8 protein-coding genes and 1 tRNA gene are annotated in these 22,688 nt (G+C 65.7%); 7 read left to right on the forward strand and 2 right to left on the reverse strand.

The annotated features are described in order from the left end of the window. Positions 1 to 72 precede the first annotated feature (72 nt). From pglX to ACWEIJ_RS10565, 5 genes are all read left to right on the forward strand, one after another. Positions 73 to 3,570, forward strand: coding sequence for a BREX-2 system adenine-specific DNA-methyltransferase PglX (gene pglX, locus ACWEIJ_RS10545; RefSeq protein ID WP_449836902.1), 3,498 nt, complete (start codon positions 73 to 75; stop codon positions 3,568 to 3,570). 845 nt (positions 3,571 to 4,415) lie between these two features. Next, positions 4,416 to 12,341 carry a polymorphic toxin-type HINT domain-containing protein gene (locus tag ACWEIJ_RS10550; protein WP_449836903.1) on the forward strand — a complete coding sequence of 2,642 codons (7,926 nt, stop codon included), beginning with the start codon at positions 4,416 to 4,418 and terminating at the stop codon, positions 12,339 to 12,341. Further along, entirely contained in the window at positions 12,338 to 12,838 is a 501-nt protein-coding gene (locus ACWEIJ_RS10555) for a hypothetical protein (protein WP_449836904.1), read from the forward strand. Before ACWEIJ_RS10550 ends, ACWEIJ_RS10555 begins: the two co-directional genes overlap by 4 nt. Positions 12,839 to 13,174: 336 nt before the next feature. Beyond that, a complete protein-coding gene (locus ACWEIJ_RS10560; RefSeq protein ID WP_449836905.1) occupies positions 13,175 to 14,422 on the forward strand; it encodes a polymorphic toxin-type HINT domain-containing protein in 1,248 nt (415 codons plus the stop codon). Next, positions 14,419 to 14,676, forward strand: coding sequence for a hypothetical protein (locus ACWEIJ_RS10565; RefSeq protein WP_449836906.1), 258 nt, complete (start codon positions 14,419 to 14,421; stop codon positions 14,674 to 14,676). Before ACWEIJ_RS10560 ends, ACWEIJ_RS10565 begins: the two co-directional genes overlap by 4 nt. An 874-nt stretch (positions 14,677 to 15,550) precedes the next feature. Here ACWEIJ_RS10565 and ACWEIJ_RS10570 read toward each other — a convergent pair. Beyond that, positions 15,551 to 15,625: transfer RNA gene (locus ACWEIJ_RS10570), tRNA-Arg, on the reverse strand. Between the two features lie 149 nt (positions 15,626 to 15,774). On the opposite strand from ACWEIJ_RS10570, the gene ACWEIJ_RS10575 reads away from it, so the two are divergent. Further along, a complete protein-coding gene (locus tag ACWEIJ_RS10575) occupies positions 15,775 to 16,689 on the forward strand; it encodes a cation diffusion facilitator family transporter (RefSeq protein WP_449836907.1) in 915 nt (304 codons plus the stop codon). 259 nt (positions 16,690 to 16,948) lie between these two features. Here ACWEIJ_RS10575 and ACWEIJ_RS10580 read toward each other — a convergent pair whose 3' ends face one another. After that, positions 16,949 to 21,178 (reverse strand): GH92 family glycosyl hydrolase, encoded by a 4,230-nt coding sequence (locus ACWEIJ_RS10580; RefSeq protein WP_449836908.1) that lies wholly within the window; start codon positions 21,176 to 21,178, stop codon positions 16,949 to 16,951. 151 nt (positions 21,179 to 21,329) lie between these two features. Here ACWEIJ_RS10580 and ACWEIJ_RS10585 point away from each other — a divergent pair, with 151 nt between their 5' ends. After that, the gene (locus tag ACWEIJ_RS10585) at positions 21,330 to 22,499 is read left to right on the forward strand and encodes an ROK family transcriptional regulator (protein WP_449836909.1); all 1,170 of its coding nucleotides are present in this window, start codon (positions 21,330 to 21,332) and stop codon (positions 22,497 to 22,499) included. The last annotated feature ends 189 nt before the right edge of the window (positions 22,500 to 22,688 follow it).

The following is a 22,688-nucleotide window of genomic DNA, read 5'->3' on the forward strand; positions in this document are numbered from 1 at the left end:
AGCACGCCGACTAACACGGTCTAAAAAATAACCGGTAGGCGCGAGCGGCAACCGACGTGGAGGAGCGATCAGGTGATCGACCCAGGCAGACTGCTCGTCGAGCTGCTGGACGAGGTGCGAGCCGTCGAGAAGGACCTGCGCCAGAACATCGGGCTTGCCGGTGACGCCAACGCGCTGCGTGTCACATATGAGCGTCAAGTGCACGAGATGGGCATTGGGACGACCTTCTCCGCATGGGTCGACGAACAGGTGGACTGCGCCGCCGTGTGCTGGGTGCTGGCCTCGGTCTTCGTGCGATATGTGGAGGACAACCAGCTCCTGCCAGGGGTGCCTCTCCTGTCGGGCGAGGATCAAGATGGCGTCCGCGCGGCGGAGACGGGGCAGACCCGTTGGTTCGCCGAGAATCCGTCAGCGACGCTTGCCGACTTCTTGATGGCGGTGTTCCGCCGCCTGTCCCAACCCGGCGGCATTGACGTACTGGGGGCCGCGATCGACCTCCTCGCGCGTCGCCCGATCTCAGCGGCGGCCGCCGCTCGCTTGATCGCTTTCTGGAGGCGGGTCGACGCCGACGGTGCGGCCGTCCACCGCTTCCGGGACGTCGATCTGTCGACGGTCTTCACCGAAGTTCTCTACGAAGATCTGTCGCGGTCGGCGCGAAATCGGTACGCACTCCTGACGACGCCTGAAATGGTGGTGTCGTTGGTCCTCGACCACACGCTGAACCCTCGACTGGAAGACGATCCGGCCGAACTGCGGATCATAGACCCGGCATGCGGCTCGGGTCGGTTCCTTCTCTCCGCCTTCGAGAGGGTGGTTCGTGCGTGGGAGCAGTGGGAACCGACGGCCTCCCGCGTGGAACGCGTGCTTTGCGCGCTTCGCGCCGTACACGGGGTAGATCGCTACCTACCCGCGGTGATGATCACGCGGTTCCGGCTCCTCGTCGCGGCGCTCCGACTGCTGGACGGTGACCCGCTGCCCGGTGAACACGACTTCAACGTCGTGGTGGGCGACGCGCTCCTGCCTGCTCCTGCCGACGTCCTCGTGGGAGGCGACGAACCGGGGCGGCTCGGCGAAATGCTGACGCCAGGCAGGTATGACGTAGTGGTGTCGGAGCCGCCGTACATCACGGTCGCCGACAGAGCACTGGCGAGCCGCTATCGAGAACGGTATCCGTCGTGCACGGGGCACTTCGCCCTCACCGTCCCGTTCGCCGAGCTGATGTTCGGCTTGGCCGTGAGGGGCGACCAGGCCGGACACGTCGGTCAGTTCGTCTCCAACGCGTTCATGAAGCGCGAGTTCGGCAAGAGGTTGGTGGAGGACTTCTACGGTGAGCGTGCGACCCTGACGCACGTCCTCGACACATCCGGCGCGTACATCCCTGACCGTGGCACACCGACAGTCGTACTCATTGGACGTAACCGACGACCCGTGACGGAGGACGAGATCCTCGTCGTCGCGGGGCTACGCGGCGAGCCGACGCTTCCCGACCGACCCGAGGACGGTGTCGTGTGGCGATCGATCTCGCGGCAGTCGTGGGAGGCGGGGTTGAGTTCGGAGTGGAGCTCTTCCTTCACCGTCGACCGAGGCGACCTGGCCGTTCACCCCTGGAGCCTTTCCCCGCCACGAACCGCCGGGTTCCTCGAACGGATGGCGGGCGGCGAGTCGCTCGGTGATCGCGCGATCCGCATCGGCTATGCCGCCACCACGGGCTCGGACTCTGTATTCGTTGCCCCACCCCGGCACTTCGAGCGCGTCGGGGCCGAGGGCGGTGACGCGCTCGTTCCGGTTATCACCGGCTCGGAAGTCAGGGACTGGACGGCCAAGCCCGTGAACGTCGCCTTCTTCCCTCGTGACAGGTGGAGCGGACTGGTTGACATCAGGCGGTATCCCGGACACCTCCGTCGCCTGTGGCCGTACCGGACGAGCCTGCTCGCGCGCTCCAACTACTCCGGCCGTTCCTACCGGGAAGACGGCAGGGCTTGGTTCGATTGGCACCAGGTGACTTACACGCAGGATGCGCACGAATGGTCGATCACACTGTCTTGGGTCGCGACGCACAACCAGTTCGCGTTGTCGCGCAACCGTGCGATGCCCCTAACCTCCGCTCCGGTGATCAAGCTGCCGAAGTCCGCCACGGAGGAGGACCACGTCGGGCTCCTCGGCCTCCTCAACAGCTCTGCCGCGTGCTTCTGGCTGAAGCAACACAGCCAGAGCAAGCGGCACATCGTGCCGGGGTCGTCCGCGACCGCAGAGCCGTGGATGGAGATCTACGAGTTCACGCCGTCTCGCCTGCGGGGGCTTCCTCTGCCCAACAGCATCCCGACGCGGTCGGGCGCACGCCTCGCCGAGCTCGCACGACAACTGGTTTCGCTGGAACCGAGCGAGGTTCTCGCAGCGGGTCCGCCGACCGCCGAGCGGCTGGCCCTCGCCAAGGTGCGGTGGCACTCCGTGCGGGCGACGATGATCGCTTTGCAGGAGGAACTCGACTGGGAGGTCTACCACCTCTACGGTCTCACTCACGGCGAAGACCTGGTCGCGCACCCCGATGCGGTCCCCGAGTTGAGCGTTGGCGAGCGAGCGTTCGAGCTCGTGCTGGCCGAACGCTCACGCGCCGGAGAACACACCACGACCTGGTTCGAGCGGCAAGGCGCCGCGATCACCACCGAGGTGCCACGTGAGTGGCCGGCTGAGTACCAGGACGTTGTCGAACGCCGCGTCCGAGCCATTCGCGACAACCCCGAACTCGGCCTGGTGGAACGGCCGGAGTATAAGCGGCGGTGGACCAGGGTCTCCTGGGAAGACCTCCAGGACGCCGCGCTCGAAAGTTGGATCCTCGATCGGTGCGAGGATCCGCGACACTGGTTCGCCCTCGACGGGACCGAGGCGCGGCCCAGGCCACTGACCGTCGCGGAACTCGCTCGACAGGTCGCCAGCGATCCTGCTGTCGCGGAGGTTGTGACGCTCTACGCGCCCGGCAAGCCTGTTGTGGACGTGATCGCGTCCTGCGTCGAGCGCGAGTACGTGCCCTACCTGGCGGCACTACGCATGCGTGAGTCCGGCCTCGCCAAGCGTGCGGAGTGGGAACGGGTGTGGCGGCTGCAGCACGAGGAGGACGTCACCGATTCCGCTGGTCCTTCGCTTCCGCTGGTGCCTCCCAGTTACTCCTCCACGGACTACCTCAAGATCGATTATTGGCGCCTGCGCGGCAAGTTCGACGTGCCGCATGAACGCTTTGTCTCCTACCCGCGAGCGTCTGCCAAGGGAAGGAAGGACATGCTGCTCGGGTGGGCGGGGTGGGACGAACGGCAACGTGCCGCCGTCCTGATGGGACTCCTCGCGCCAGCCGATACCCTCGACCGGAGTTCCGCTCTACCCTTGCTCGCCGGTTTGCTGGAACTGTCGCCGTGGATGACCTGGTTGGCGGTCGACGACTCCGGTGCGGACGTCACCAACTTCCTGAACTGGCAACTACAGCGGTGGGATGCGACCGCCGACGAACTGCGCGCGTGGCGGCCACCGAAGTCTCGCCGAGGCAGACCGCCAAAGAACTTGGCACTTCCGTCGAGCTAGAGATGCCGCAGTTCCGCCCACCCCAGCTAGAAGTCGGTCCGGGTCACGTGACACTTCTCATCGGTGGACGTTCAAGAACGACAGGGCGACGTTGCCGCCCGCAATCCTTGGGCGCGGCCGGCCGAGGGTGGTAATCGTGATCCGTGGGTGGGTAAGCGGCAGGACAGTTCGGTCGGCAGTTTGCCTGTGCGTCAGGTCGGTCGAGGTCGCCGAAGCCCGACTCCGCAAACTGGACCCTGCTTCGGTGGATACGTCCGCGCGACCAGGACTTCGAGGACCGCGACGTCCAGGGCCTCCGCCAGGGTGTGGCCAGGGACGAACGGGGTCAGCGGCTGCGCACACGCTGTCATACCACCAGCGGACGGAAGCTCCGCCACGCCTCCAGGCCGGTACGACAACTTCAAAGTACTCGGTGTGTCCCAGTGGGGCACCAACCGGACCTGGGGTGACCTGCGGATTTAAGTTCCATGCCCTCACCGACTTCGCGAGGGATCTGGGCTGACCTGCGAAAATACTTGATTACTTTGGTGCCCCCGGCTGGGCACACAACAGATGGGAACAGGCTCTATCAGGGTTCTCTTGCGAGGGCGCCTGATTGTCGAGCACCGGGTGCTGCTCGATCGGAGTAGCGAGGCGGTCCCGGCTCAGAACAGGCGAACTACGGTCTGAGCGTCCGCGCGTCGGAATCCGACAACTACGGCTGGAAGAAGTTCACCGGCCGCGACACCGCGAACCCGCCTCGCCTCTACATCACCCACACGCCGTACGACGCCGAATACCGCATCGACCGCAGTGTACCAGAACCTCCGGTACACGCCCAGCAGGGCGGCAAGGTCAAGATCACGGTGACGAACCGCGGTGCGGAGACGTGGACTCCGCAGACGTTCGCGCTGGGCTACCGCGCGTTCACCGAGCAGGGCAACCCGGTCAGGGCGGTGGAGACCGCGCAGCTTCCGCAAGACGTGCCGCGCGGTGGCTCGGTGACGCTGGACGCGTGGATCGACCCGCTCGACGCCGGTGGCTACCTGCTCGACTTCTCCATGCTGCGCAAGGGCGGCGCGTGGTTCACCGACGAGCAGATCGCGCCTGCCCGGTTGTCGTTCCGCGTCTACAACATCCCGCCGGTGGTCAAGGCGCAGTACCCGCCGAACGGCTACTCCTCGCCGACGCTCACCCCACAGGTGTGGACCGATGCCGTCGACATCGACTCGCCGTCGAACCGGGCGCTGAAGTACAGGTTCGAGATCTGCGAGTTCGCGGACGGCGCCGTCACGGGCAGTTGCTTCGACTCCGGCCGCGTCGACACTCACATGTGGACGATCCCAGCCGACAAGCTGTACTGGGGCAGGGACTACGTGTGGCGGTCCTTCGCCTTCGACGGCACGCAGGAGAACCCCGCGTTGCCGTGGAGCCACCTGCTGACCTCGGTGCCGCAACCGAGCATCACCACGCATCTGGCGAACGCCCCGTACAACGGCGCGAACAAGGCTTTCGACCCGCAGAACGGCAACTACTTCTCCAGCGCCATCGACGTGTCGCTGTCCGGTGCCGGGCCCGAGCTCTCGGTCGCCCGCACGTACAACAGCCTCGACCCGCGTCGTGACCTCGCGTTCGGCGCGGGCTGGTCGACCCGATGGGACATGCGGGCAGTGCCGGACAACGACGGTTCGGGCAACGTCCTCATCACCTACCCGGACGGTCAGCAGGTGCGGTTCGGCCGCAACCCCGGTGGTGGCTTCGCGCCGGCTCCCGGCAGGCAGGCCGACCTGCACGCGGAGCCCGCCGAGTTCGGTGGCGGCTGGATCATGGTCGACACCCGGTCCACCTCATACCGGTTCGCCCAGGACGGCAAGCTCACCAGAATCACCGACCAGACGGGACAGTTCGTCGAGGTCACGTACGACCAGGTGACGGGCAGGCTGGCAGAGGTCGTCAATCCCCGCAACGAGCGGAAGCTGAGCTTCACCTGGGCCGACGCACAGCCGACGTTCAAGCCGCACGTCCGGTCCGTGACCGTCGACGCAGGCAACAACCAGCAGCTCACCTGGAACTACGAGTACGTCGGCGACAAGCTGTCGAAGGTGTGCGATCCGAAGTCGGGATGCACGCGGTACCAGTACGACCAGGGGTCGCACTACCGCAGCGCGGTGATCGACTCCAACCCGGGCTCGTACTGGCGGCTCGGCGACCCGGCCGGTACCAAGATCGAGAGCCAGGTCCGCACCAACCTGGGCAAGGACGACGGCGCCGCGAACGACACCACGTGGGTGCCCGGTGCGATCGCCGGATCTCCGGACGGTGCACGGCAGTTCAACGGTTCGTCGTCGTTCGTGAAGCTGCCGGGCGGCCTGATCAAGAAGAATCGCGACCTCGCCGTGGAGATGTGGTTCAAGACCACCTCGGGCGGCCCGTTGCTCGGCATGCAGCACTACGAGTTCGCTCCCGGTGCCACGCCGTCGACGCCGCAGATGCCCGTGCTGTGGGTCGGCACGGACGGCAAGCTGCGCGGCAACTTCTGGAACGGCAAGGTCGAGCCCATCACCACCACGGGCACGGTCAACAACGATCGATGGCACCACGTCGTGCTCTCCGGATCCGTTGGTACGCAGTCGTTGTACCTCGACGGAGAGGTCGTCGGCACTGCGCTCGGTGAGATCGACCACCTCACCATGACGAACAACCAGCTCGGCGCGGCCTACACCGACGGCTGGCCTGGCCTCGCCGGCGGCATGCGGTACTTCTCGGGCTCGATCGACGAGGTCGCGTTCTACGAGCACGCCATCGGCAGCACCTCGGCCAAGCAGCACTTCGAGATGGCCAAGCCGGCCGACCAGCTCACGAAGATCACGCTGCCCAGCGACAGGGTCGCCGCGACGATGACCTACGACGTGGTGAACGACCGGCTGCGCGAATACACCGACGGCAACGGTGGCTTGTGGAAGATCGCCGCGCCTGCGGTGACCGGAACCGAGCAGAACCTGGTGCGCACCACCATGGTCACGGATCCGGGCAACCGCTATCACTATGCCGACTACGACCCGTCACGTGGCCGAATCCTGCGTTCGCTGACGCCGCTCGGCCAGGGCGTCCGACCTGAGGACATCCCCGTTGGCGGCCCCGTGCCGCCGGGAGGTGACCCGTGGGGCGGCGGCCCCAACCGCGGAGCGGGCGTGCGGACGTTCGACTACGACGACCGCGGCTTCCTGAACAAGATCACGGACGAGAACGGCAACGAGGTCAACCTGACCAACGACTCGCGCGGCAACCCGGTCTCGCGCACGACCTGCCGCACGTCGAAAACCGACTGCCAAACCTCGTACTTCACCTACTACAACAACCCCAGCGATCTCACCGACCCGCGCAACGGCAAACTGCTCACGTCCGCGGACGGCCGGTCTTCCGGCCCTGACGACGCGACCTACCGCACGACCAACAGCTACACAGGTGTCGGCGTGCGTGGTTTGTTCGAGTCCCAGCGCCTGCCGGACGGCTCGACGGTGCGGCACACCTACACCACGTCGTCCTCGTTCGGTCCCGCCGGCCTGGTGGAGACCACGACCGACGGCCGGGGCGCGAAGATCTCGTACACCTACTACCGGTCCGGTGACCTGGAGTCGGTGACGAACGCCGCGGGATTGGTCACGCGGTTCACCTACGACAAGCTCGGCCGCAAGATCACTCAGACCGAGGTCTCGCAGGCGTACCCGCAGGGCCTGACGACGACGTTCACCTACGACGAGCTTTCGCGGCAGAAGACGATTACGCGCCCGGCGACCACGAACAAGGTCACCGGTGTCAAACACACCCAGCAGACCAGCTACGACTACGACGCGGACGGCAACGTCACGGTGGTCAAGGTCAGCGATCTGACCGGTGGTGACCAGACCAGGCAGGTCACCACGGAGTACGACGGCTACGGCCGGGCGGCGCGGATCACCGATCCCGAAGGCAACGTGGCCACCAGCGGTTACGACAGCTTCGGCAACCTCGCCTGGACCGTGGACGCGGTCGGCACCAAGTACGAGTTCGCCTACACCAGCCGCAACAAGATCGCCGAAGTGCGGCTGCGGGCGTGGCACGGCGACCCGGTCGGGCCGGGCGGTCCTGGTGGGGACGGCGAAGGCGACCGGACGGTGCTCGACACGCTGGTGCTGAAGTCGTACGCCTACGACGTCGCAGGCAGGCTGACCCGCGAGACCGACGCGATGGGCCGCAGCAAGCGGTACGAGTACTACAAGGACGACTCCGTCCGCCGCGTCATCGCGTCGAAGATCAGGGACCCGTTCGACCCCTCCGGCGCGACCCGCGATCTGGTGCTGCAGGAATTCACCTATGACAAGGCGGGCAACGTCACGCGGGTCGTGAACGCGGGCGGCCTTGTCGTGGAGAAGACCTACGACGTCCTGAACCGCGTCAAGACCGAGAACGCCGACCCCACCGGCCTTGCCCGCACCACCTCGTACGACTACGACGCGGGCGGCAATGTCACGAAGGTCGCCATTACGGGCAAGCCGTCCAACAGCGTGCACCAGGACGTTCAGCGAACCTTCGCCGTCGAGTACGGCTACGACTCCGCCGGTCGGCGCACGAGCGAGACCTCGTTCAACGGCACCGAGCGGCTGACCACGTCGAGCGTCTTCGACCAGCGCGGCTTGCTGCGCTCCGCCACCGATCCGCGAGGAACGGCCGAGGGCGCGGATGCCACCGCTTTCACGACCGACTACACCTACGACGAAAGCGGCCGGCTGGTCGCTGTGGTTTCGCCGACCGTGCAGGTGGAGACGAACGGCACGGCGCCGAGCTCCACGCGGCCGACCATCCAAACCGGACTCGACACCTTCGGTGACGCGACGGAGCTCACGGACGCCAACGGAAACATCAGCAAACAGGCATTCGACAAGCTCGGCCGCGTAGTGCGGACGGAGTCGCCCGAGTACACGAAGCCCGGGACCGCGACCGCTGCTCGAGCCGTCACGCTGACCGAGTACACGCCGCTGGGTGACGTCCGCAAGGTCACCAACCCGCGTGGCGCCGTCACCGAGTTCAGCTACGACCAGCAGCGCCGTCTCGTCGCGCAGTACCAGGCGGACGCCACGACGACCGGTCACACCACGGGTTCCTGGCTCTACAGCTACACCCGCTCGGGAGAACGCCTGTCGGTCACCGACCCGACCGGCGCCCGCGTGGAGACGACCTACGACGACCTCGGCCGCGCGGTCACGTCCACGCAGCTGGAGCGTTTCCCGACGCCGTCCGCGTTCACGACGCGGATGACCTACGACGACGCGAGCAACCTCAAGACGATCACCTCACCGGCTGAGGAGACCACCACGTTCGCGTACGACCCGCTGGGGCAGCGGACCTCGTCCACCGATCCCGCCGGCGTGGTGACCAAGCTCGGATACGACAGCATCGGCCGTCAGTCCCGCGTGTCCGACGGTCTGAACCGCACCACGTTCCTGACCTACGACACTGCTGGTCGACCGTCCACTCAGTACACGCTCGATGCGAATGAATCGTTGCTGCGCATGTCGCGCAACTACTACGACCGCGCGGGCAACCTCGTGCAGACCACCGACCCCTTCCAGCGCGCGACCACCTACACCTACGACGCGCTGAGGCGCGTCACGAGCCAGACCGAACCGGTGGCCGACAACAAGACGATCACCACGTCCTTCGGCTACGACGCGGCAGGCAACCGGACCCGCTTCACCGACGGGCGCCGCAACACCACCGTGTACACGGTCAACAGCCTCGGTCTCGGCGAGTCGACCATCGAACCCTCGACCACGGCACACCCGCAGACCGCGGACCGCACGTGGACAGTCGGCTACGACCTGGCCGGAAACCCCGACCGCGTCACGGCACCGGGTGGCGTCACTCGCACGCGGACGTTCGACCTGCTGAACCGCCTGACCGGTGAAACCGGCACGGGCGCCGAGGAGTCGACCGACGCACGCACTCTGCGCTACGACCTGGCCGGCCTCATGGTCGAGTCGAGCGCGCCCGGCGGCACCAATGTGCTGACCTACAACGACCGCGGCTCACTGCTCACGACGGACGGCCCATCGGGCAAGTCGTTGTTCACCTACGACCCCAACGGCCGCATGGCCACCCGCACCGACGAGTCCGGCACCTCGCGGTACTCCTACCTGCGTGGCCGCGCCGCGACCGTGCAGGACTCCGTCACCGGCGCCACGCAGACGTTCGGCTACAACGACGCAGGTGAGGTCAAGACCGTCGACTACGGCGCCGACCGCACCCGCTCGTTCACCTACGACGAGTACGGCCGCCTGAAGACCGACACGATGACCGGCGCAGGCGGGACGATCGCGGCCTCGATCGGCTACGGCTACGACCTCGCAGACAGGCTGACCTCGAAGACGACCACAGGCCTGGCAGGCTCAGGCACGAACAACTACGAGTACGACTACTCGAACCGCCTGACCGCGTGGACGTCCAACGGCACTCGCACCGACTACGGCTGGGACGACGCGGGCAACCGCGTGCGCGTCGGCGCGAAGACCGCCACGTACGACGAACGCAACCGGCTGCAGGGCGACGGCGACTACACCTACAAGTGGTCGGCACGCGGCACCCTGACCGCCCGCGTTTCGTCCGGGCTGGAGGAGAAGTACGGCTTCGACTCGTTCGACCGCGCCGTTCGCAACGGCGAAACGCGGTTCGCCTACGACGGCCTCGACCGGCTGAGTGCGCGCAACGGCAAGAACTTCACCTACGCGGGCAACTCGCTGGACGTCGTGTCAGATGGCGAGTCGCGCTTCAGCCGCGGGGCCGACGGCTCGCTGCTGGCGTTGGGCCAGGGCGACCAGAAGCGCCTGACGGTCAGCGACGGACACGGTGATCTCGTCGGAGGATTCGATCCGGCCGGTTCGCTGCAGACGTTGACCGACAGCGTGGCTTTCGACCCGTTCGGACAGGCGATCGCCTCGGCAGGCTCCAAGCGTTCGCTCGGATTCCAGGGCGATTACACCGATCCGGCCAGTGGCGAAGTCGACATGGGCGCCCGCTGGTACTCGCCGCGAGCGGGCGGGTTCACCGCGCGGGACAACATCACGTTGCCCTCCTCGCCCTCTGGTGTTTCAAATCGCTACGCCTACGGTCTCGGCGCGCCGACGAACTACGACGACCCCGACGGTCATCTCCCCAGGAACTGCACCGTCATCAGCGACCCGGGGTTCGGTCCGCGCGTGACCTACTGCCCGCCTGCTCCCGAACCGGGGCTTTCGTGGTGCCAAGCCGAAGGCAGCTACTGCAATCGGCCCGGCGGAGCCTATGACGGCGGGCCTTCCAACGACTCCTTTGGTGGCAGCGCAAACCCAGGTAGCACGGTGCCCGGTCGAGGGGTCGTGCCCGGCAAGAACAACACGGGGATCGGTGTGTACCGGCCGAGCCCATCGCCAACCGAAGTCGCACGTGCGGCCGCAGTCGACGCAGCACGCAACAATCCGCTGCCGCAGATTGCCGCAGCGACACAGCCGATGTACGCGGGCACCGTCGACAACTCGTACCAGCCGCCGGTCTCATCGTCGCCGTCGCTACCTGCGAAGGTCACCCAGGAATGGGTGGAGGCGACGCTGGTAGATGCGATCAGCAAGATCATGATCGATGCTCTCCAGGGGAAGAATCCCATCGACAACGTCAGGCCGCCGACGTTGTCGGAGTTGTCGCAGATCGCGCAGTTCATGAGCGAACCCGAGCGCTACATGGAATGGGTTCTCGACACCAGCCTCAAGATGACCCACCTCGTTCTCGACGTGGCCGGGCTCATCCCTGGTTACGGAGAGATCGCGGACGGCATCAATGCCTTCTTCTACCTCGCTGAAGGCGACTGGGAGAACGCCGCACTGGCCGGCGTCTCGATGATCCCGTTCGTCGGGTGGGCGGGCACAGGTCTCAAGTGGGTCGGCAAGAGGAGTCCTGAGGTCGCCGAGTGGCTCGGGAAGATCTTCAAGACGTGCAACAGCTTCATCGGTGACACGCTCGTGCTGATGGCGGACGGCACCACCAAGCCGATCCGCGACGTACAGGTCGGCGACAAGGTTCTCGCGACTGATCCCACCACTGGTGAGACGGTGCCCCGTGAGGTCACGGACTTGATCACCGGCACCGGTGACAAGGAGCTGGTGAAGATCACCGTCGACACGGACGGGGCGGCGGGCGACCGGACCGATGTCCTGACGTCGACTGCGGGTCACCCGTTCTGGGTGACCAACCGGGGCGCCTGGCTCGATGCGAAGGATCTCGCGCCCGGTGATGACCTGCGCCGCGTCGACGGTTCGTCGATCGAGGTGGTGGCGACTACCCAGTGGACCGAGTACGCGACCGTCTACAACTTCACCGTCGATGGCATTCACACGTACTACGTGAAATCGGCCTCGTCGGAGTCGCCAGAAGTGCTCGTGCACAACTCCGGAATGTGTACGAAGACGGCCGAGAACGCGTTGAGCAGTACCAAGCGACTGCAGCACGGGTGGAGGCACTTGGAACAGCAAGGCGTTGTTGGGCCCTGGAAGGGGAAGACGAGTCCAGGCGAACTGCGCGACATCTTGATGCCGATCTTGACCAATCCGACCAAGAAGGTGACACCCACGAGTTGGCAGGGTGACCCCAAGGACATCTACGTGGGTATGTACAATGGCCAGTACATTGCTGCGCAGGTTTACACCGCAGGTCCGATGAACGGACAGCTGGCGACCACCTTCGTGCCCAATCTGCAGCAGCTGAGGGGATGGGGTGTGATTCCGTGACGATCAACGCTCGTGCCGCACTGACTCAGGACTTCAGCGGCGGACGGCCTGGGGTGACCTTCTACTCGATTCAGCCTGCAGGAACGTGGACTGGCGGCGATCTCGACGTGAATGTGTTCGAGAACGTGGTCAAAGGCGGAAAAACCTACCTGATGGCAGGTCGGTTGCAAGACGTGAATGTCTGGGACATAACTTTCGAGGAGTTCCCGTCGAACGACTCGTGGCGTCGCTCGGTGGAGTTGGTCTTCGACTGGATCTTTCGTTCCGGGGGTGTGGTGGCTTGGATCGCCGACGGGATCGGTTATACCGGGCCACCGGACCTCTTCGTAGCCGAAGAGACCGCCGAGTTGATTCTTGAGGGTCGTTCTGCGGACGGGCTTCGGGTTGGCTTGCTGGACCTCGACGAACCGCTGAAACCGCTGGGCAAGACGGAGCTCGAACAGCTCCGTCTTGCGGCACGGGGTCTAGCAGACACCGAATGGGTCGATGTCTCTTAATCGACGAACTCTGCAGTATGTCTCGCTAGGAGATTGGCGACCGGACTCTTCGTCGCGTTCAGCGCCTGTTGAGCAGGCCAGCCGCGGTGGTGACCAGGGCAAGTACGTCCTCGCGTGTCAGCCCCCCACTCCCGATGTGCGTGTTCGATGGTGTCACCGGCGTTGGGGTTGCGCCGGTCAAGAACAACACGGGAGGTCTCGGTGTATACCGGCCAGGCCCGTCACCGACCGATGTAGCGCGGGATGCGGCAGCGTCGGCGGCGCGTAACAACCTGCTCCCTCCGGTAGCTGCAGCAACGGCTCCGATCTTCGCGGGTCCGGTCGGCCGGTGACTCGATGAGCTCGCCCGTGTCGTCCTCGCCGAATGCGCCTGCTCAGCAGGTGTCGGACAACAAGGTCGCTGATCGGCAGGAGTCCATCAAGAAGGACGTCGACAAGGTCACCGGTGGCGAGCCTGTGATCAAGTCGGTCGGCGAGCCGAAGGAGGTGGGTTTCTGGGAGTGGGTGGACCACAAGGTCAGCAGCATCGACTGGTCCGAGGTCGGCCACACGATCCTCGATGTGGTCGGCATGATCCCGGTGGTCGGCGAGATCGCGGACGGAATCAACGCGCTGTGGTACCTCGCCGAAGGCGACTACCTGAACGCAGCTCTGGCGGCAGCGGCACTCGTGCCATTCGCGGGCGCCGCGGCGACTGGCGCGAAGCTCATCGGCAAGGGCTTGCAGAAGTACGGCGATGAGGCTGTCAGTGCTATGGGCTGCCTGCGTACTGTCAACAGTTTCGCTGCCGACACACGTGAGTTGATGGAGGACGGCTCCACCAAGCCGATCCAGGAAGTCAAGGTCGGCGACAAGGTGCTGGCCACCGACCCGACAACAGATGGGACAGGAGCGCGCGAAGTCACCGATCTGATCGTCGGTACAGGCGCGAAGGATCTGGTCAAGATCACCGTCGACACCGATGGTGCAGTGGGGGTCAAGACCGATTCCCTGACTGCGACCGGTGGGCCTCCCTTCTGGGTCGAAGGCCGCGCGGCTTGGCGTGACGCGAAGGAACTCGAGCCAGGTGACGATCTTCGAGCCGTTGACGGCTCGCGGGTCGAGGTCGTCAGTACCACTGAGTGGACTGAGTACCGGAAGGTTTACAACCTGACGGTCGACGGCCTGCACACGTTCTACGTCGTTTTTGGGAATATCCAGTCACTTGTGCACAACAGTGGTTGGTGTCCCAACGGGGGATTCAAAGTCGGTGTCGAAGTACGGGAGATCTGCGACATCAACCGCCGACACGCGAGCGGGCATCTGAGCAAGGACAAGATAACCTCGAAAACTGTTGTCCTGAATGTCAACTACTACAGCAACTACTGCGAGAAGGTCGCCTCGGCGGCTCGTGACATCGCCGACGGGTATCCTTTTCTCGAGGGTAACAAGCGGACGGCGTATGACGTGGTTTCGCTGTTGATGGAAAGGAATGGTCGCACGCCGGTCCCTGAAGGACTTTGGAACGTAATCGGCGCGATCGGTAGGGCTATGACGATGTGCAGGGGATTGCCAACATGCTTCGGTCCTATGCTTAGGTCATGATCGTGGACTTTGTAGGTGTTGAACTCCTTCTGGATGAACTCGGGCGCCGTGGTGTGTCGAGCTACATCAAGTTCGATCACGAGCGCATTGGTTTCAGTGGTCAGCTGTGGACGGTCACTCTGTACGGCAAGGAAGCTGGAGTGGACCTGCGGGTCGACTCCGTCAGCCTTGAACGGTGCTTCCACCTGGCCGTGCGACGTCTGGAGAACGTGCCGGGTGACTGGTCCTGGATGGAAGAAATGCTCAACGGTTGAGCGCTCGCTATCACTGGGATCGAGAGTGAACTGACCCGGGCCAAGCTCGACGAGATCTGGGAGGGCTTTGTTCGCGACTTGATCGAAGAAGGTGAACGCCTGGGGAAACTGCGGTCAGAGGTTTCCTCGATCCAGGCATCCGGGCCTAGGTCTATTCCGCCGCGTCGCCTTTAGCGGGTTCAGTGCATTCATTTCGTCCTGCGGGAAATGGCCCGGTACCGAGAACGCACTGTCAGGCGCTTCGAGGGAATCGCTCGACCTGTGGGACGTTCTGTTATGCGTTAGGACTGTTGTGCAGCCTGCTCGTCGCCGTCGCCGTCGCCGTCGCCGTCGCCGTCGCCGTCGCGGACAAGCGCATCCGGCGCTGCTTCCTGGCTGGACGAACTGATGCACTGAAGGCATGGTGACCCCCGCTCTGATCTTCGCCGGCGCTGCGGTCGATGCGCCGCTGTGCTACCTGGCTGACCGGATCGGCAGGAACGCCATGACAATCCTGTTTCGCGAGGCACGTTCAGCAGCGAGACCCTGAGGCTGATCGAGTAGAAGGCGTACTTCTACGCCGCCATTAACCTGGCTGCCGCGTGATCGCGGGCGTGGAGCGGTGTGCTGCTGGGCTACCGTGTCCCTGCGTTCATCGTCTGACACCCTCGGGGGCCGTTTGCCGGGTGCTGCGGCCGTTGGTCGCGAGAGCAGAGAGACACTGAAATGCGCCGACAGTCGCTGGTCGTGCTGCTTCCACCAGAGAAGACCGAGCGAGACCTATGTGTCCCCAGAGGGCACATACCGGACCGGGTTGACCTGCGGCTTTACGCCTCGCTGTATTTGCTGGCCCCCTTAAGGAACAGGGCCGACCTGCGGAAACGCTTGATCACTGTGGTGCCCCCGGCAGGATTCGAACCTGCGCACCCGCCTCCGGAGGGCGGTGCTCTATCCCCTGAGCTACGGGGGCGCTACCAACATGGAAGATCCTAGCGCACTCGGGCGACCAGGTTTCACACCCACCCCCTCGAACCGCTGAAGCGTGGTCTCCGCCACGTCCACGCCGAGGCGGGAATCGCCCGGATTGCACTCATGCGCATATCGCTATATGTTCCGAGCATGGGTCACGGGCACGGGCACGGGCACGGATCGGCGTCAGCGAGCGGGCAGCACGCCAGCAAGCTGTGGGTCGCGTTCGGCATCGGCGCGGTGTTCATGGTGGTCGAGTTCGTCGTGGGGTTCGCGACGTCCTCGTTGGCGCTGATCTCGGACGCCGCGCACATGCTCACGGACGTGCTGGGTGTGGGCATGGCGTTGGCGGCGATCATGGTCGCGAAGCGGGCCAGGGCCGGGCGGAACAGGACGTTCGGGTTCTACCGGGCCGAGGTGCTGGCGGCGCTGGCCAACGCGGTGCTGTTGTTCGGGGTCGCCGGTTACGTGATCTACGAGGCGGTCGGGCGGTTCCAGGATCCGCCCGCGGTGCCGGGGTGGCCGGTGTTGATCGCGGCCGCGCTGGGGCTGGTGGCCAACCTCGTGAGCTTCGCCGTGCTCAGGGAGGGCGCGAAGGACAGCATCAACGTCAAGGGTGCGTACCTGGAGGTGCTGGCGGACCTCATCGGGTCGGTCGGGGTGCTCATCTCGGCGTTGGTCATGCTCACGACCGGGTGGAAGTACGCGGACCCGATCATGGGTGTGCTGATCGGCGTGTGGGTGTTGCCGCGGACGTACGGGCTCGCCAAGAACGCGTTGCACATCCTGTTCCAGCACGCGCCTGAGCGGTTGGACGTCACCGAGATGCAGAAGGCGTTGACGGAGCTGCCCGGGGTGACTGAGGCGCACGACCTGCACGTGTGGACGTTGACCAGCGGGATGGAGGTGGCTTCGGCTCACCTCGCGACGTCGAAGGACGCCGATCACGAGGCCGTGCTCAAGGCCGCGCAGTCGTTGCTGGCGACCAAGTACCACATCGAGCACGCCACGTTGCAGGTCGAGGGCGGCTCGTCAGCGCAGCGGTGCCGGGAGCTGTCGTGGTGAGGCGGGCAGGTCGCGGAAGCCGTCCTTAGTGGACGGGGTGCCTGTTCGTGACGGAAGAGGCTCACGGGGTTGTGGTACGACGACCCGCACGCGGCCTCGTTCGAACGGCACCACAACAGCCTCCCCGGTCAGCACCTCGTGAATTGCCAAGATCTCATCGGAGTATGTCTGAAAGGGATAGATCCTTTCAGGTGAACGGGAAAGGCCGCGCTCCGTGACGGAACGCGGCCTTTCTGGTTCAAACGAGATCAGTTGGTCGCTACAGACCAGTGCACTGTCCTGCCTTCGGACCCTTCACTTCGTTCGGGAAGCCGTTGTTCGACGGCTCCGGGGTGTTGCCGGTGCAGGAGAGCGGGCCGCCGACGGTCGAGAACGCCACGACCGACCTGGTCTTGTTCGACGTCAGTGACACCGGGCCACCGATGGTGGTGTTCTCGACGGAGACCTCGGTGGCCGAGCCGTTGACCGTCACCGGGCCGCCCACGGTGGTGCCCACGAGCACCACGGAAGCCGCGTCGGAGGCCGACAGCGGGCCCTTGATCTCGCCGCCGAAGACGTACAGCGTCGCGCCGCGGGTGACCGTGACCGGGCCGTTGATCGTGGCACCGTCCACATAAGTCACGCCCTTGACCTGCAGCGGGCCGTTGACGGTGCCGGTCACCTTGGTGGTGGGGACCGGCAGCGGCTTCGACAGCAGCTCGAACTCCGCCAGCGCGACGTCCTCGGAGAACTCCAGGCGGTAGAAGTTGTAGCGGCCCGGCGACGCGATCTTGAACGACCGGGTGTACTGCTGCCACTGGAAGTTCTCGCCGGAGCGCTTGTCTACCGTCGCCCAGGTCTTGCCGTCGTAGGAGGCCTTGAGCTCCCACGACGAGGGCGACTTGCCGGTCTTCGCGTTGGTCAGCGTGTAGAACTCCGCCTTCTCCTTCGCGTCGGCCGCCTTGAAGTCGAACGAACGCACCACCGCTGAGGTCGCGGAGTTGTTGTCCACCAAAGCAGCCGTGGCCACACCTGCCGAAACGTCCCGCAGCGGCGTCGGGACCGCGTCACCGGTGGTGATCGAGTCCGGCACGTCCGAAGCGCCCGTGCCCCACGCGGAGGGCGTCGGGCCCATGTCGAAGTCGATCGTCGCGCCGGCCGCGAGCACGTCGTGCGGCAGCGACGTCTTGTTCCACGCCTTGCCGTTGACCTTCACGCCCTGCACGTAGATGTTCTTCGCGCTGTTCTTCGGCGCGTTGATCACCAGCTTCTTGCCGTTCTCCAGCGCCACGGTGGCCTTCTTGAACAGCGGTGAACCGATCGCGTAGGCCGGCTTGCCCATCTGCAGCGGGTAGAAGCCCAGCGACGAGAACAGGTACCACGCCGACATCTCGCCGTTGTCCTCGTCACCGGCGTAGCCCTGGCCTTGCTCGGAACCGATGTACAGGCGCGACAGGATCTCCCGCACCTTCTCCGCGGTGCCGGACGGCTTGCCCGCGTAGTTGTACATGTAGGCGATGTGGTGCGACGGCTGGTTGGAGTGGCCGTACTGGCCCATCCGCACGTCCCGCGCCTCGACCATCTCGTGGATCACGCCGCCGTAGCCGCCGGGGAACTTGGTGGTCTCCGGCAACGAGAAGAACTGGTCGAGCTTCTGGGCGAGCTTGTCCCGCCCGCCGTACAGGTTCGCGAGGCCCTGTCCGTCGTGCGGCACCGTGAACGCCATGTTCCAGCCGTTCGTCTCGGTGTAGTCGTAACGCCACTCCTGCGGGTTGTACTTCGCGGGATCGGCGACACGCCACGAACCGTCGGTGTTGCGGCCCTGGAAGAAGCCGATCCGCTGGTCGAACGTCAGCACGTAGTTCTGGGCGCGGTTGAGGAAGTACTCGTACTCCTCGGCGTACCGCTTCTCGCCGGTCCTCTCGTGCAGCGCCTTCGCCATCGACGCGATGCCGAAGTCGTTGAGGTAGCCCTCGATCGCCCACGACCAGGCCTCGGAGTCCATCTGGTCGTGACCGGTGTAGCCGAGGAACACCGACCGTTCCATGCCCTTGCGGCCGACCGCGCTGTTCGGCGGCACCACGGAGGCGTTCTTCACGGCGGCGTCGTAGGCGGACTTGATGTCGAAGTTGCTGACGCCCTTGAGGTACGCGTCCGCGAACGCCACGTCGGAGCTCGTGCCGGTCATCAGGTCGGCGTAGCCGGGGGAGGACCACCGCGACACCCAGCCGCCCTGCCGGTACTGCTCGACGAAGCCGTCGGCCATCTCGCCCGCCTGCGACGGCGTGAACAACGAGTACGCGGGCCAGGTGGTCCGGTAGGTGTCCCAGAAGCCGTTGTTGACGTAGATCTTGCCGTCCACGACCTTCGCGCCGGTCTGCGTCGGCGTGTTCGCACCGGCGGGCGGCGACACGGGGGACGCGTACTGCGTCTTGTCGCCGACCTTCTCGAAGCCCGAGTTCGGGTAGAGGTAGAGCCGGTACATGTTGGAGTACAACGTGATCAGCTGCTCTTCGGACGCGCCCTCGACGGTGATGATGCCGAGGATCTTGTCCCAGGCGGCCTGCGCGCGGTCGCGCACGGCGTCGAAGGAGTCCGCGGGCTTGATCTCCTGATCGAGGTTCGACTTCGCCTGGTCCACCGAGATCAACGAGGTGGCGATCCGCAGCTCGACGGTCTTGTCACCGAACGAGAAGTAGCCGCCGATGTTGTCCCGGCCGGCTCCGGTGAGCTTGCCGCTCGCCGTCACCGGCTTGTCGACCTTGCCGTAGACGAACAACCGGGTCGTGCCCGCCGACCCGAGCCGCACGTCCGAGAAGCCGGTGACGACACCGTTCGCCGCGTCCAGTGTGAGGCCGCCGGAGTTGTTCACGTTGTCGAACACCAGGTTCTTCTGTCCGCCGTCGGTGAACGTGAACCGGAACACCGCCGCGTGGTCGGTCGGCGCGATCTCGGTCTTCATGCCGTTCTCGAAGGTCACGCCGTAGTAGTGCGCCTTCGCGATCTCGTTGTCGTGCTTGAACGCGAGCGAACGCGCGGCGCGGTCCTGCGTCGGCGCCTTGTCCGACGGCATGACCTGGAACGTCTGCCGGTCACCCATCCACGGGCTGGGCTCGTGGGAGGCGGTGAACGCCTGCAGCGTGGGCAGGTTCTGCGCGTTGTTGCGCTGCTGGTACTCGTACAGCCAGCTCTGCGAACCCGCGTTGGTCATCGGGGTCCAGAAGTTGAAGCCGTGCGGCACCGCCGTCGCCGGGAAGTTGTTGCCGCGCGAGAACGAGCCGTTCGAGTTCGTGCCGCGGGTGGTCAGCACGTAGTCGGACGGCTTAGAGTACTGCTTCTTCACGACGTCGCCGATGCGGATGTCGTCGTACCAGGCGCCGAACTCCGTGGGGCCCTTGGGACCGTCGTACGCGACCAGGATCCGCTTGATCGTCTTGCCGGCCGCGACCGCGCCGATCGTGGCCGCCACCTTGTTCCACTGGTTGGCGTACAGGAACTTGCCCGCGCCCTGGCCCTGCGGCGACAGCACCGCGCCGTGCTGGTCCACCGCGTTGAGCTCGCTGAGGTACGTGCCGTCGGAGAACGCCAGGTCCACCGCGGAGTACGTGCTCGGGTAGTTGAGGTTGTCGTTCACCCAGTCCGGGAAGATCAGGTACGACAGCTCGGTCTGCGGCTCGACCTTGACGTCGACGTCGAAGACCTTGTTGTAGCTGTACGCGCGGCCCTCGGTCGTGTGCTTGCCCTGGACGCGGAACGACTTCACGCCGGTCCAGCCGACCTTCGACTTGGCCGTGTAGCCGCCGGAGGGTCCGCTGCCGACGAGGCTGCGCATGTTCGGCGTCGGCTGGTTCGCAGAGCCGTCGGAGAGCTCGACCTCGGAGATCTGCACGATGTCCGTGCCGTGGTTCGCCGTGACGTCGAGCTTGTAGTGCCGGTACGACGCCGGAGAGGCGACGTCGTAGACCTTGGTCTGGAACCGCTCGGCGAAGCTCTCGCCGGTGCGGGTGTCGACGACGGTCCAGTTGGTGCCGTCGTTCGAGCCCTGCAGCGTCCAGTCCTTCGGGTCGCGCTCGGGCTCGTCGTTCGCCGACGAGAGCGAGTACTTCTTGATCGTCTGAGGGCTGCTCTGGAAGTCGAACGTGACCCAGCCGGTGGAGGCGAAGACCAGCCACTTGGTGTTGACGTTGCCGTCGTTGATCTTGTCGACGCCCTCGCCGGAGGCGTCGTTGTCCCCGTTGGCCGCGACCACCGCCTTGTCGGCGACGTTGCCCGGAAGGCCAGGACCGCTCGACCCGATCACGCCGGCCGACTTCGGCTGGCCGGTCGCGTCGGTCTCGACCGTGCTCACCCACGACGGTTGCGGTTGACCGTCCTCAAAGGACGACGAAAAGCCCACGCCTGACTCCTCTGGTGCCGCGGCCGCGTTGCCGCTGGTAACGCCGCACACCAGTGTCGCAGTGATCGCAACGCTCAACAGAGTCGTGGTTCGTCTCTTCCCCAGTTGCCTCATTGCAACCCTTCCGCCGCCTTGCCTGCCCCGTTCGCGAGGGAGCGTTTCGGCAGCTGACATCGTTGTCAAGGGACCGGACGGAACTTGTCTGCGAACCTGTCCTCTCCACAGTCGCGCGCAGATGCCCCAGTTCAAGATCTAGACTCGGCCGGTGACCGACCGCAAGCCGCCAGAGGTGGGCACACCAGCGGGCATGCGCGTGCTCAACCAACGCGCTGTGTTGGACCGGTTGCGCCGTCTGGGTGCCGCCACCCGGCCGCAGATCGCGAAGGACACGGGGCTGTCCAAGCCGACGGTCGGGCAGGCGCTCGTCGATCTCGAACGGCACGGCCTGGTGCGCCCGATCGGTCGCACCACCGCCGGCCCTGGCCGCTCGGCCGTGGTCTACGAACCGAATCCGGTCGCGGGGTACGTGCTGGGCGTCGACATCGGGCGGGAACGGATCCGGGCCGCGGTGGCCGATCTGGGCGGGTCCGTGGTGGCACGGGTGGACGAGCGCAACCGCAGCCGGTCGGCGTCCTCCTTGGTCCGCACGGTGACGGAGCTGGCCGCGCGGACCGTTGCGGACGCGGGGATCGCGTTGACCGACGTCGTGGTGAAGGTGATCGGCAGTCCCGGGGTGATCGACCGGCGTTCGCGGGTCGTGCGGCACGCGCCCAACCTGCCGGGCTGGGAGTCCGCGGGTGTGCTCGACGGGCTGGAGTCTGCGCTCGGCCCCGTGGTGATCGTGGAGAACGACGCCAACCTGGCCGCGGTCGGCGAACACGTCTACGGAGCGGCGCAGGACGCGCGGGTGTTCGTGTGCGTGACCGTCGGAACCGGTGTCGGCATGGGGATCTGCGTGGACGGCGTGCTGTTCCGCGGCGCGCACGGGGCGGCGGGCGAGGTCGGGTTCCTGCCGTTCGGGAAGTCCGCTTCGGACGTCCAACGTGGACAGTTCGAACAGGCTGCGGCGGCGGAGTCCGTGGTGGCACTGGCTCGTGAACGCGGGCTGGCGGCGCGCACGGCCCGCGAGGTGTTCAGCGCCGCACGGGCCGGTGACGCGCTGGCCGTCGAGGTCGTCCGGCTGGAGGCGGAACGCCTGGCGTTCCTCGTCGCGTCCGTGGCCGCGGTGATCGATCCCGAGCTGGTCGTGCTCGGTGGTGGCGTCGGCTCGAACGTCGACCTGCTGCTCGCGCCGATCGAAGCCGCGTTGCGCACGACGACGCCGCTGGCGCCCCCGATCGTGGCGGGGTCGCTCGGTGATGGCGCGGTGCTCTCCGGAGCCATCGCGATGGGCCTGGAGGCCGCGCGTGAATTGGTCTTCGAAGTTACTCTCTGAGAGTAGTCGAGTGGCCCTCACCTGGTAATTCACTCAATTGTCGTAGCTGTTAACGGCGTTCTGTGGCTTAGCGTTACCGGCACCTCCACCTGGAGGGTGTTGTGTCCTTCCGTTGCAAGGGGAGTCGGTAGGGGGATGCGGGGGACGTAGCCCCCTACCGGCCGTGCACTGGGCAGGTGCCGCGCCCGC

This window comes from Lentzea sp. NPDC004789 (assembly GCF_053601075.1).

Bases quoted from the DNA above. Each gene is read 5' to 3' on its own strand.
- ACWEIJ_RS10560 (WP_449836905.1), top strand. From the start codon at position 13,175: ATGAGCTCGCCCGTGTCGTCCTCGCCGAATGCGCCTGCTCAGCAGGTG.
- ACWEIJ_RS10565 (WP_449836906.1), top strand. From the start codon at position 14,419: ATGATCGTGGACTTTGTAGGTGTTGAACTCCTTCTGGATGAACTCGGG.
- ACWEIJ_RS10575 (WP_449836907.1), top strand. From the start codon at position 15,775: ATGGGTCACGGGCACGGGCACGGGCACGGATCGGCGTCAGCGAGCGGG.
- ACWEIJ_RS10580 (WP_449836908.1), bottom strand. From the start codon at position 21,178: ATGAGGCAACTGGGGAAGAGACGAACCACGACTCTGTTGAGCGTTGCG.